At 30.1% G+C, this 13,119-nt stretch carries 13 protein-coding genes; 5 read left to right on the forward strand and 8 right to left on the reverse strand.

The annotated features are described in order from the left end of the window. The first annotated feature begins 362 nt into the window (after positions 1-362). Together rlmB and RSC72_RS04935 are read left to right on the forward strand one after the other, a co-directional pair. Positions 363-1,112 carry a 23S rRNA (guanosine(2251)-2'-O)-methyltransferase RlmB gene (gene rlmB, locus RSC72_RS04930; RefSeq protein ID WP_332546859.1) on the forward strand — a complete coding sequence of 250 codons (750 nt, stop codon included), beginning with the start codon at positions 363-365 and terminating at the stop codon, positions 1,110-1,112. Between the two features lie 14 nt (positions 1,113-1,126). Then, positions 1,127-1,441 (forward strand): hypothetical protein, encoded by a 315-nt coding sequence (locus RSC72_RS04935; RefSeq protein ID WP_332546857.1) that lies wholly within the window; start codon positions 1,127-1,129, stop codon positions 1,439-1,441. 35 nt (positions 1,442-1,476) lie between these two features. Here the strand turns inward: RSC72_RS04935 and RSC72_RS04940 are convergent, their stop codons facing one another. Continuing rightward, positions 1,477-1,923, reverse strand: coding sequence for an exosortase F system-associated membrane protein (locus RSC72_RS04940; protein ID WP_332546855.1), 447 nt, complete (start codon positions 1,921-1,923; stop codon positions 1,477-1,479). After that, positions 1,913-2,455, reverse strand: a complete 543-nt coding sequence (xrtF, locus tag RSC72_RS04945) for an exosortase family protein XrtF (RefSeq protein ID WP_332546853.1) — start codon at positions 2,453-2,455, stop codon at positions 1,913-1,915. The genes RSC72_RS04940 and xrtF overlap by 11 nt, the downstream gene beginning before the upstream one ends. A 96-nt stretch (positions 2,456-2,551) precedes the next feature. On the opposite strand from xrtF, the gene RSC72_RS04950 reads away from it, so the two are divergent. From RSC72_RS04950 to gyrB, 3 genes are all read left to right on the forward strand, one after another. Next, positions 2,552-2,998, forward strand: a complete 447-nt coding sequence (locus RSC72_RS04950; RefSeq protein ID WP_332546852.1) for a GAF domain-containing protein — start codon at positions 2,552-2,554, stop codon at positions 2,996-2,998. A gap of 1 nt (position 2,999) precedes the next feature. Then, the gene (rsmG, locus tag RSC72_RS04955; RefSeq protein ID WP_332566320.1) at positions 3,000-3,629 is read left to right on the forward strand and encodes a 16S rRNA (guanine(527)-N(7))-methyltransferase RsmG; all 630 of its coding nucleotides are present in this window, start codon (positions 3,000-3,002) and stop codon (positions 3,627-3,629) included. Between the two features lie 206 nt (positions 3,630-3,835). After that, positions 3,836-5,776: a DNA topoisomerase (ATP-hydrolyzing) subunit B gene (gene gyrB / locus RSC72_RS04960; RefSeq protein ID WP_332566319.1), complete on the forward strand. Its 1,941-nt coding sequence runs from the start codon at positions 3,836-3,838 to the stop codon at positions 5,774-5,776. 115 nt (positions 5,777-5,891) lie between these two features. On the opposite strand, the gene RSC72_RS04965 is transcribed toward gyrB, so the two are convergent. The 6 genes from RSC72_RS04965 to RSC72_RS04990 all read right to left on the reverse strand — a co-directional run bounded on the left by RSC72_RS04965 (position 5,892) and on the right by RSC72_RS04990 (position 13,104). Further along, on the reverse strand, positions 5,892-6,422 hold the full coding sequence (locus RSC72_RS04965) for a GNAT family N-acetyltransferase (protein ID WP_332545798.1): 531 nt from the start codon (positions 6,420-6,422) through the stop codon (positions 5,892-5,894). Between the two features lie 106 nt (positions 6,423-6,528). Beyond that, positions 6,529-7,359: a hypothetical protein gene (locus RSC72_RS04970; RefSeq protein ID WP_332545800.1), complete on the reverse strand. Its 831-nt coding sequence runs from the start codon at positions 7,357-7,359 to the stop codon at positions 6,529-6,531. A 204-nt stretch (positions 7,360-7,563) separates the two neighbouring features. Continuing rightward, positions 7,564-9,840 carry a cation:proton antiporter domain-containing protein gene (locus RSC72_RS04975; RefSeq protein ID WP_332545802.1) on the reverse strand — a complete coding sequence of 759 codons (2,277 nt, stop codon included), beginning with the start codon at positions 9,838-9,840 and terminating at the stop codon, positions 7,564-7,566. A 98-nt stretch (positions 9,841-9,938) separates the two neighbouring features. After that, positions 9,939-10,661, reverse strand: coding sequence for a LytR/AlgR family response regulator transcription factor (locus RSC72_RS04980; protein ID WP_332545804.1), 723 nt, complete (start codon positions 10,659-10,661; stop codon positions 9,939-9,941). Further along, complete coding sequence (locus RSC72_RS04985; protein ID WP_332545806.1) at positions 10,630-11,325, reverse strand: sensor histidine kinase; 696 nt, start codon at positions 11,323-11,325, stop codon at positions 10,630-10,632. Before RSC72_RS04985 ends, RSC72_RS04980 begins: the two co-directional genes overlap by 32 nt. Before the next feature lie 156 nt (positions 11,326-11,481). Continuing rightward, positions 11,482-13,104 (reverse strand): ABC-F family ATP-binding cassette domain-containing protein, encoded by a 1,623-nt coding sequence (locus RSC72_RS04990; protein ID WP_332545819.1) that lies wholly within the window; start codon positions 13,102-13,104, stop codon positions 11,482-11,484. Positions 13,105-13,119: the final 15 nt, after the last annotated feature.

Genomic DNA, 13,119 nt, shown 5'->3' on the forward strand with positions numbered 1-13,119 from the left:
TTTTTACATAAATCGTGATATTGTTGCATTTTGATTATATTTAACCTTTCAAATTTAAGGAATTTTTTAGAATGAAGTGGAGTTTAATATTATCGATTTTAATAATTTTCATGTTTTTTGCATCGTATAGTAAATCTGATTTTGGACGAAAAATAGCACAACATTTTTATTTTCAAACAACTTTTATCGTTGTGTTAATCATTGTTTTTGTCTCTAAAATAATTCATTTACGATTAAATTTAATCTCAATGATTTCTTTAATCATACTTGGATCCATTATCTACATGAGTTTACCAAATTATATTCAACAATTAAGAAAAAGGATAGGGAAATAATCTAATAGAATATTTATCTTTGCAGTTATGAAAGACGAATCAGCGATTTTTGGTTTAAGACCAGTAATAGAAGCAATTGAAGCAGGTAAAACAATCGATAAAATTTTTGTTCAAAAAGGTTTACAAGGAGAAATTTTCTCAGAATTAAGAAAATTGATTACAGAATATGAAATTCCTGTAAGTTATGTACCTGTTGAAAAATTAAATCGTTTTACAGGAAAAAATCACCAAGGTGTTTATGCTTTTGTTTCTCCGATAGAGTTTGATTCAATCGAAAACGTATTACCACAGATTTGGGAAAATGGAAAAACACCATTTATTTTGATTTTAGATCGAATAAGTGATGTTCGTAATTTTGGTGCAATTGCACGTACAGCAGAATGTGTTGGTGTAGATGCAATTATTATCCCTCTAAAAGGATCTGCATCTGTAAATGCAGACGCGATCAAAACTTCTACAGGAGCTTTATATAATATACCAGTTTGTAAGGAAGGAAATTTAGTAAATGTAATTCGTTACTTACAATCTGCAGGAATTTCTGTTTACAGTGCCTCTGAGAAATCTGCTGATTTTATTTATGATGCGGACTTTTCTGTACCAACTGCAATTGTAATGGGAAGTGAAGAAGATGGAGTTTCGGATTCTATTTTGAAAGTTTCGGATAAAATGATTAAATTGCCTATGACAGGACAAACAGCTTCTCTTAATGTATCGGTTGCCGCTGGTGCTATTTTATACGAAGCCGTTCGTCAAAGAATCAACCAAGATTTATTTTAATAAAATATAAAACTATGACCTATTCTACATTTATTGGAGTGCTATTAATCGCGATTAGCGTTGCGATGTATTATTTTACAAACCTTGATTATACTCGATTTTTTTCGGACAAAGAATTTTTGGTTGGAATAACTGGAGGAGCAGGAATTGGATTTGTTTTAGGTGGATTTTTAGGTTGGCTTTACAAATACAAATCTGTAAATAAAGCAAATAAAGCAATTGCAGATGAAGAAAAACGTAAAGTTGCAGAACAAAAAGCACAAGAAGAGCTTGCTAAAAATCAAGCAAAAATAGATGCGCAACAATATAAAGATGAATCTGGTTTATAGATTTTAAAGATATAAGGATAAAAAACGGTCGAAAATTAATTTTCGACCGTTTTTTTATGTTGCATTTCTTGGTAATAAAAACAAGGAACTAAGATTAATAAAAACATAGGTTGTATGAGAAATCGTCTGATATAAAAGAAAACCATTTCTCCAGATGAAAACTTTGTAGAGATTAAATAATTATAGATTGGCAAAAGTAAAAGCAAACCAATAGCTAAAATAAAGATAGAGAATTTGACATAACTTTTTTTCCAGAATACTAGTAAAATAATCAAAACAGTTAAGATTGAATTGATAAAGTATCTAAAAATAATACTGAGATTAAGATTAAGAAAATCGATCTCGGGAAAATGTGGATGTCCAATTCTATGAAAATAATCTAAAAAAGGATCATAAAATAAAGTGTCTTCAAATTTTCGAACTAGGATTAATCCAAAAATTAAAAGAATAGCACCAGTATAACGTAAAAATTTATTTGGCATTTTGCTTGTTATATTTCGTTACAAAAAATTTGATCCAAACAATCCAAAGCACTACAATAGAACCATAGATTATTGCAGGAAATAAATAATCATGTGCCATTTTTCCGTATTCGTCGTGATATCTAAAAATATAATTTAGTAACATAATTCGAGCAATATTCATTATAAATAAAGCACCTAAACCAGCTATAATAAACAAAAAAGTTTGTTTGAAATTAGTATAAAACGCAACAATAAACGCAACAAATATAATTAAGATAGAAATTGCATTACAACCTTCATTTACAATAGAAGCAACTTGTCCATCTACGACTAATCTCATCCAAGGTTGCTGATCTGCAATGTTAGAAAAAGAGAAAAAGCCACATGTGTTTAGTCCAATTGCAGAAACATCAGAAGTAAATTTTGTAAACGGATCTGGTATATTGTGCGGTAAGTATTGATCTAAATAAAGCTTGTACAATAAACTCAGAATAATATAAGTTCCGAGAAATCGAGCTAAAAATAACAATAACGGTTTAAATTCTTTCATTGGTCATAAAATCTAAAACAAATATAAACGAAAATGACTATCATTTTGATAAACTAATGATTAATCAATAAATTTGTTCTTTATATAACGTACAAGATGCAAGAATTACATAAACGAATAGATATTATTGTGGACAGCACAATTTCTATTGATGAAAAACTTCAGAAAATTTGTCAATTATTAAGCGACGAAATCGATTATTACAATTGGGTAGGTTTTTATTTTAAGAATGGCGATAAAAACGAACTGAAACTTGGACCTTATGTTGGTGCAGAAACGGATCATACAATTATACCTTACGGAAAAGGAATTTGTGGGCAAGTAGCAGAATCTAATCAAACTTTTGTGGTTCCTGATGTTTATGCACAAGATAATTATTTGGCATGTTCTATCGAAACAAAAGCAGAAATTGTGGTTCCTATTTTTAAGAATGGAGAAAATATAGGTCAAATAGATATCGATTCTCACACAATCAATCCATTTACGGATGATGATACAAAGTTGTTAGATTATATTTGCAAACGCATTAGCGAAATAATATAATATGGTAAATTTAATTTTAAACTATTTTCCTGATTTAACAGAAAAACAAATCGAACAATTTTCTAAAGTTGGTGATTTGTATAAAGAATGGAACAATCAAATCAATGTTGTATCTAGAAAAGACATTGATGAAATCTATACCAATCATATTTTGCATTCGTTGGCAATTGCAAAAGTAATGGAATTTGCAGACGGAACTAGCGTTTTAGATGTTGGTACTGGAGGCGGTTTACCAGGAATTCCATTGGCTATTTTATTTCCGAATGTGCAATTTCATTTAGTAGATTCTATCGGTAAAAAAATAAAAGTTGTACAAGGTGTTGCAGATGGTTTAGGTTTGACAAATGTAAAGGCAGAACAAAAACGTGCCGAAGAAATCAAAGATAAATATGATTTTGTAGTATCGCGTGCTGTTACAGCTATGCCCCGTTTTGCTGAATGGATTAGAGGAAAATTTAAAAAAGATTCAATCAACCCATTTCCAAATGGACTTTTATATTTAAAAGGAGGAGATTTAACAGAAGAATTGGCCGATTTTCCGAACGCTGTTTTATTTGATATTTCTAATTTCTTTGAAGAAGATTTTTACGAAACCAAAAAAGTAGTTTATCTCGATAAAAAAGATATTTAGACACATAAAAATTTAACCGAAATCAAATTGATTTCGGTTTTTTTTATTTTAGGATTTTCGATTGCTAGTTTAATTCAACCGAAAAATTATCTATCCTAAAAATAAGTTAAAACAGTACTTTATCTTATTATTCCACTCGTTATTAAGTAGGATAAGTCCTCAAAATTTACTATATTTGTTTGTTTTAAAAAGTTAGAGACATAATTATGAGTAATAACACATATACGGCGGATAATATCCAAGCGTTAGAAGGAATGGAGCACGTACGTCTTCGTCCATCAATGTATATTGGAGACGTCGGAGTTAGAGGATTACACCACCTAGTTTATGAGGTTGTTGATAACTCTATTGATGAAGCTTTAGCAGGATACTGTGATACGATTTCTGTATCTATTCTGGAAGGAAATTCTGTTCGTGTAATTGATAATGGACGTGGTATTCCAGTTGATTTACACAAAAAAGAAGGAAAGTCTGCTTTAGAGGTTGTAATGACTAAAATTGGTGCTGGAGGTAAGTTTGATAAAGATACATATAAAGTATCTGGAGGTTTGCACGGAGTTGGTGTTTCGTGTGTTAATGCCTTGTCAAATCACTTATCTGCAGAAATTAATAAAAACGGAAAATCATATATTCAAGAATACTCAAAAGGTAAAGCTTTATATGATGTAAAAGAAGTTGGTGTTTCAGATCATAACGGAACAACAGTTACATTTACACCAGATGATACAATTTTTCAAGAAACAGTATATAATTTCTCAACATTAGCAAGCCGTTTACGCGAATTATCTTACTTAAACAAAGGAATTACAATTACCTTGACAGATGAAAGAGAAAAAGATGCTGATGGAAATTATGTAACAGAAACTTTTCATTCAGAAGGTGGATTAAAAGAATTTGTTGAGTTTATTGACGGAAGTCGTGAAGCAATTATGGACAAAGTTATTTTCATGGAAGGTGAACGTGACGGTATTCCAGTTGAGGTTGCAATGCGCTATAATACGTCTTATACAGAGAATTTACACTCATACGTTAACAATATCAATACGCACGAAGGTGGAACACACTTAACAGGTTTCCGTAGAGCCTTAACGCGTACATTGAAAAAATATGCTGAAGAAAATTTTAATTTAGCAAAAGAAAAAGTAGAGATTGTAGGAGACGATTTCCGTGAAGGATTAACAGCTGTTATTTCTGTAAAGGTGATGGAACCTCAATTTGAAGGACAAACTAAAACAAAATTAGGAAACTCGGAAGTTTCTCCAGCTGTTGATAAAATAGTTGCAGAAATGTTAACTAATTTCTTAGAAGAAAATCCTACAGAAGCAAAACAAATTGTTGATAAAGTAGTTTTAGCAGCAAAAGCTCGTCAGGCAGCGAAGAAAGCTCGTGAAATGGTACAACGCAAAAACCCAATGGGAGGAAGCGGATTACCAGGAAAATTAGCAGATTGTTCTTCACGTAATCCAGAAGAGTCTGAGTTATTCTTAGTGGAGGGAGATTCTGCCGGAGGTACAGCAAAACAAGGTCGTGATCGTCATTTTCAAGCAATATTACCATTACGTGGTAAGATTTTGAATGTTGAAAAAGCGATGGCACACAAAGTTTTAGACAACGAAGAGATTAAAAATATTTATACAGCTTTAGGTGTAACTATCGGAACAGAAGAAGATTCGAAAGCTTTAAATATCTCAAAACTACGTTATCATAAAGTAGTAATTATGACCGATGCCGATGTCGATGGTTCACATATCTCGACATTAATCTTAACATTCTTTTTTCGTTATATGAAAGAGTTGGTAGAGCAAGGACATATTTATATTGCAACACCACCTTTATATTTAATTAAAAAAGGAGCAAAAGGTGAATACGCATGGAATGAAAAAGACCGTGAACGCTTAACAGCAGAATTTTCTTCGGATGGATCAGGTAAAGGTGTTACAATACAACGATACAAAGGTCTTGGAGAAATGAATGCGGAGCAATTATGGGATACAACTCTAAATCCAGAATTCAGAACATTGCGCCAAGTAACAATTGATAGCGCAACAGAAGCGGATCGTGTATTCTCTATGTTAATGGGAGATGATGTACCACCACGTCGTGAGTTTATCGAGAAAAATGCACATTATGCTAAGATTGATGTTTAATCAATAATTAGTAATAAAATATTCAATAAAAAATCCAGCTTTTATAAAAGACTGGATTTTTTTATTGAGTAAAATTCTATTTTTGATATGTTTTTGAGTTTGTGCTTTGCTATTATCAAACTGTTTCAAATTCTTTAGGATAAATAACAGTTCCAGTGACGTTTTTTAATCCATCATTTATCAATTCAATAGCCATAAAGGCATTCGACGGAACATCGAATGGTGCTTTTATATTCCATTTTTCGGCTGGCTCAAATCCAAATTTTGGATAATAGTGTTCATGTCCTAAAACAATTACAGATTTGAAATCTAAATCTCTCGCTATTTCGAATCCTTTTTTGATTAATTGTCCTCCAATACCACTTTTCTGAAATTCAGGTCTTACAGCCATTGGTGCAAGTCCTAAGCTTTCGTGTAAGTTTCCTTTATTATCTTTAATCTTGATTTTAGTAAATAAAATATGTCCAATAATTTTATCATTTTCTATTGCTACAATTGAAAGTTCAGGAATAAAAACAGCTGGATTATTTCTTAAAGCATTTACTAATTTCGCTTCACTATCTTGTCCAAATGCAATATTGTTAACTTCAAATATATCATTAAAGTCTTCCTCTGTTTCTTGTCTTAAAGTTATTTGTTTTGTCATATTTACATTCTTAATTATATTTTATGATGAGGTATAATAGTGTTAATTATAAAAACGTTCTATTTAAGTTTCATTACATTTTACGAAATACATGTTAGTTAATGTTTTATTTAAAATATACTTGTAATTTTTTTTCAGTGCGGACATTATTTCCTAAATATTTACCAGGAATCCATTCAATATATTTATTTTGTAATTCTTTCTTGGCAATTTTATATAAATCATCTTTATATTTTTCATTATTTGGATACTCATTTACCCATTCATCTAATTTGATATTTGAAATATGACCATCCTTTTCAATAATAAATTTTATATTCAAATACATTGATTTATTTGGGTCGAAATCTAATGGTAAAGTAGTATGTATCACAGGCATTATTCCGTTGTCTAATAAAGTGATTTCTTTATTTTTATACTTTGGCATATCCTCATAATTTAAATCATAAAAATCTACTATAGAATCTTTATTCACGACATTGTTAATGAAATTACTTTTAGCTTTTTCAATAATTTCTTGGTAATAATTTTCACCATATTTTTTTTTCATAAAAAAGTTGACATATCCACTATAACAACCATCTGTTTGATTCTTATAGATAATACATCCTAAATCTTCAATATAAAACTTAATTTTTTTTTCCTTTGCGATTTCTTTAATTTCGTTTATATAAGGTTGATTTATACAACCAAAACAAATTGTATTTGTTATAACACCATTGTATTTTTCTAAATCAATTTTAGCTCTTTGAATAGCATTAATACACATTGTATCATTTTCAGCTGGATTATTTAAATAATTTAAATCATGATTTTTTTGTTCTATTGAAACTATTTCAATCTCATTTTCGATAGAATTATTATAATCGAAATTTTCTTTTTTCTTACAGCAGAATAAGAAAAAAATAATGAAATATAATAAGTGAAATTTGTTCATAAAATATTTATTATTAAAATAAGATTTTCTAGTGAAGAATCAAATGTTGTTTGTAGTTATTGAGCTATCTCATTTTACGAAATAAAAAATAATCTTATTTTACTTCATAAAATTATTCACTAATATAATTATTTTCAAGCAAGTTAGATACTGCTGAAAATAAAATATTAGTGAATAATAAAATAAGTTATTTGTGATTTCTGTTTACTCTGAAATAATCAAGGTTGTCGGAACGCTAGAAATCCAAATACTTTTAGAATCGATTAAGTTTTTCCAACTTTCCATACTAATTAGCATCAAATCCATTTCGTCCAAAAACTCTTTATCCAATTGTTGTTTGTATGACAAACTGATGTGATTTGGTGCAATATTTTCTATACTTCGGATAATTTCTTTTACTTCCGAATGGCGTTTTGTGTAACCACTTATATCTACAATAATAATCTGAGATTCACTGTTAGAGATTAATCGTTGCGCATACTTCAATAAATCGGCGTCTTTATTTCCAAATAAAGGAAGAAAAACTTTCTCCGCTTTTACGAAATTTTTATCCAAAACAACACCAACTGGAATTGTAGATTTATTAAGTAATTGTTTTGTTCGCTCGTTGAAAACAGAATGGTCAAACATGTTTTCTTTTCCAGTAACTTGCCCAATTAAAATATCAGGGTCAATAATTTTTGTTGTAAATCCTAATATATTTCCAAGTAATGAACCCGAATAAATAGAATTTCTAACACCCATTATCATCAAATCGTAATCGCCTTTTTGTGCAACATCTATAGTATCATGAACCATATCTGTCGAAATTTTGAACATAGTTGTCACATCTTGATTCAACTCTTCAGAAACTTCTGTTATCGGATTGAAAATTTCATGTTCACGTTCTTCCAAATTAAAGTGTTGTACTTCGTTACTTTTCATTACGTGAATTGCCGTAACTAGCGAATTGTCATCTTGCTTTTTAATAAAACTATTTGCAACACGTAGTAATTCTCCACCTTTTTCGGGCGATTGAAAATCAATTAAAATTTTATATTTACTACTATTACTTATTTCGGCTAATTCATTGTCAACTTTTTGTTTTCTAAAAATCCAATTTATAATATCTAAAGCAGGACCTGTCATAAAAGTTGTTACAAGCGCCATTATCACCATCATTGCAAAGATTTCTGGTGTTAATACGCCGAGATCGTAACCAATATTCAAGACGACTAATTCCATCAATCCACGGGTATTCATTAGCGCGCCAATGGTTAAACTATCTTTCCAATTTTGACCAACAAACTTGGCGGCAAAAGCACTTCCGATAAATTTTCCTGAAACAGCAACTAATATAATCAATCCCGCTGTTTGCCATAAATGTGGACTATCTAATAAACCGATTTGCGTGCGTAATCCTGTAAAAACGAAAAATAAAGGAAGTAATAAAACTAAGGCTACATCTTCTATTTTTTCTATAAATAAATTTCTAAATTTTAAATTTTCAGGCATGATTGTTCCAGCTAAAAATGCTCCGAATAATGCATGAATACCGATGATTTCGCTTAAATATGATGAAATAATTAGCACCAAAAAGAAAATTCCGATAATGGGTTTTGTTAATGTTGCTTTAGTAGAATGTATATCTGCAATTCTTTTTAAGAAAGGACGTACAAAACGTATCATAGCTATAACGTAAACTAATGCTAATAAAATGACGTACAAAGAACTGACGAATGAACCAGCTTTTACAATCGCAATAACGGCAGCAAGCAAACACCAAGCGGTAATATCATCGGCGGCGGCACAAGTAATAACAATAGAGCCTAAGCGAGTTTTGCTAATTCCACGTTCTTGTACAATTCTTGCTAAAACAGGAAATGCTGTAATACTCATGGAAATACCGATGAACAGAGCAAATGAAAGAAAATTAATTCCTTCTGGCGCAAATTCCATATAGATTAATCCAGCAAGTGCAAGTCCTAAAGTAAAAGGAATAATAATACTTGCATGGCTGATTACAATAGCATCTTGTGCATTTTTTTTAAGAACTTTAAGATCTAATTCCATTCCAATTACATACATAAAAAGAATCAAACCAATTTGGCTAATAAATTCTAAATTACCCAAAGATTCTTTTGGAAAAAGATCGTTAAAAAACTCAGGAAAATACATTCCGATAAATGATGGACCAAGAAAAATACCAGCAATAATTTCTCCGATAACAGTTGGTTGTCCAATTTTATTAAAAATCCATCCAAAAACTCTTGCAGTAAAAATAATGGTCACAATTTGTGCCAATAAAATAGCAAGTGGATGATGAATATTGTGTACGATACTATTTAGGAAATCGTTAAAATAATTACTTTCTCCAGCAATTTTTAAAACATGTTTTCCAGCTTCCATTTCTTCCGCTTGTGTTACGATGAAATACATCATAAGTGAACTAAGTAAAATGGTAACAACGTAAAAGATAGAGTTACGTGTCGATTTTTTCATGGCGTTAATTTTCAGCAAAAATCTGAAATTAATTTATCAAAAAAAGCCTTGAAAGATTAAATCAAGTAAAAATGTAATGAAATGGTAATATTATGTAATTAAATGGAAATTCTGTCTACGAAATTTGCTTTGTACACTTCGCTTAAGACTAAATTAATCTCTTTATTTTCTTTTGATAAAACGTCTAAAGTAACGCTTTCCGAATGAAAATATTTGATATGTTGCATGTTAATAATTTCTCTTTTATTGATACGAACAAAGTTCTTTTCGGGTAAAATTTCGGATAAATTATCTAACGTAATATTCTTTAGTGTTAATTCGGATAAATCATTGTAAATAACAACTTTATCTCGGCTTTCTACGGTAGAAGTGGAGATGTAAAGAATTTGGTTGAATTGCAACAAGATTTTTCCTTTATCTGAATTTAATTGGACAAAAGAATTTTGCTGATTTATAGTTTGTTGTAAACGTTTTTTTATTTTGTCTATAGCTTGTTGTAAGCGCTCTTTTTTGATTGGCTTTTGTATATAGTCCGTTGCGTCCAAATCAAAAGCGTCAGTTGCATATTCTTTGTAAGCTGTTGCGAAAATAAAAGGTTTGTTTTGCAATAAATTAGCAACTTGTAAACCATTTATTTTGGGCATTTCTATATCTAAAATACAAAAATCAAACTCCAAATTATCCAATTCATTTATAAACAATTCGGGATCTACAAAAGCCTTCACAACTTCTATGTCATCTATTTGTTCGCACAACATTTTTAGGTATTTTAAACCCAAAATTTCGTCATCAACGAGAATGCATTTTAGTATAGAACTCATGTAAATTGATTTTTAAATTAGCAATATAAATATCTTGTTCAACGGTTTTAGAAAGTGTGAAATCATTTCCATAAATCATTCGTAATCGATGCTCTAAAGATTCGGATCCGTGACCACCAGTTTCTTTTTTTAAACTATTTTTAGGCGAAATTTTATTCATGACCTGAATTTGAAAATTCTTTTGATTAAGCTCTATAGAAATTTTAATAAATGAATTTTGCTGTTGAAAATCGGTGTGTTTGAAAGCATTTTCTATAAAATCAATACTGATTAATGGTGCGATAATTTTTTCTTGATAAAAAGGAGATTGTTCTTCAATTTTTGTTTTGATTTGAAAATCAAACAAAGGCGAAACTTTTACTTTATTAATTTCGATAAAATTTTTGGTGAAATCTATTTCATCTTTTACGGTAACAAAATTTGCTTTGCTTTCGTATAAAATATAGTCCAACACATTTGCCAATTTATCAATTGTATAATAGGTTTGATAGGCATTTGATTGAATAGAATTGAGTATATTTTTGAACAAATGTGGATTTAGTTTTGCATCATAATTCTCCAATTTTAGTTCATCAACTTTCGATGATAAATTATCTAATCGTTGTGTTTGAAGAGAGTTTAATTTTTTCTCCGATTTCAATGTATTGATTAAATATGTTATCATAATGATTAAAAAAATAATCAATGCAATAATTATATAAAGTAAAATTGGTGGAATTGAAATCATAAAGTTGAATGAAATTCAAAGTTAAACTTTTTTGGATATAAAAAAATCCAGAAAGTAGAACGTTCTGGATTTTGTTTTATAATGAAAGAAATCTTAAGCGTAATATTTAGCTTTTAATTCTTTTACTTTATCATCTGATAAAAATTCATCGTATGTCATGTAACGATCAATAATTCCATTTGGTGTTAACTCGATAATACGGTTACACGTTGTTTCAATCAACTCATGATCGTGAGATCCCATTAAAACTGTTCCCTTAAAGTTAACTAATGAGTTATTAAGTGCAGTAATAGATTCTAAGTCTAAGTGACCTGTTGGCTCGTCTAATAATAATACGTTTGCACGTAATAACATCATACGAGAAAACATACAACGCATTTTTTCTCCTCCTGATAAAACAGAAGATTTTTTAAGTGCTTCGTCACCAGAAAATAACATTTTTCCTAAGAAACCACGCATAAATTCTTCGTGACGTTCTTCATCAGATTCTGTATATTGGCGTAACCAATCTACTAAATTGATATCTTCTTTAAAGAAATCTGTATTATCTAAAGGTAAATAAGCTTGTGTTGTTGTGATACCCCAATTTACTTCACCTGTATCTGGTTTCGCTTTTCCTGAAAGAATTTCGAAAAATTGAGAAATAGCTTTTGAGTTTCTTGAGAATACACCAACTTTATCACCTTTTCTTAAATTGATATGAGCATCTTTAAATAAAATCTCACCATCAACCGATGCAGATAAGTTTTCTACTTCTAAGATTTGATCACCAGCTTCGCGAGATTGATCCCAAATAATTGCAGGATATCGACGAGATGATGGTTTAATATCTTCGATGTTCAACTTCTCAATCATCTTCTTACGAGATGTTGTTTGCTTCGCTTTGGCAACGTTAGAAGAGAAACGAGCAATGAAATCTTGTAATTCTTTCTTCTTTTCTTCAGCTTTCTTATTTTGTTGAGCTCTTTGCTTTGCAGCTAATTGAGAAGACTCGTACCAAAACGTATAGTTACCAGAATATAAGTTAAGTTTAGAGAAATCTAAATCACAGATATGTGTACAAACAGCGTCTAAGAAGTGACGGTCGTGAGATACAACAATTACTGTGTTTTCAAAATTACCTAAGAAATCCTCTAACCAAGAAATTGTATTTACATCCAACTCATTGGTAGGCTCATCTAAGATTAATACATCAGGATTTCCGAATAAAGCTTGCGCAATCAAAATACGTACTTTCGCTTTATTATCTAAATCTCCCATTAATGTATAATGTAAATCAGTCTCGATTCCTACGTTAGACAACAATGTAGATGCGTCAGATTCTGCATTCCAACCATTCATTTCTTCAAATTCAACTCCAAGCTCTCCAGCTTTTATACCGTCTTCTTCAGAAAAATCTGGCTTTGCATACAAAGCGTCCATACGTTCTTTAATATCGTATAAAACTTTGTTTCCACGTAGAACAGTATCCAATACTGTATATTCGTCGTATTTAAAGTGATTCTGTTCTAAGACAGACATACGTTTTCCTTTTTCTAAACTTACTTGTCCAGAAGTAGGATCGATTTCACCTGATAGTATTTTTAAAAATGTAGATTTACCTGCTCCATTAGCACCTATTATTCCGTAACAGTTGCCATTTGCAAATTTTATATTAACTTCGTCGAAAAGTATTCGCTTTCCGAATTGAAGTGATAAATTAGAAACATTTAACATAATTTTTGGTATGAT

It is taken from the genome of Algoriella sp., from assembly GCF_036647415.1.
In the GTDB taxonomy this organism is placed as follows: domain Bacteria; phylum Bacteroidota; class Bacteroidia; order Flavobacteriales; family Weeksellaceae; genus Empedobacter.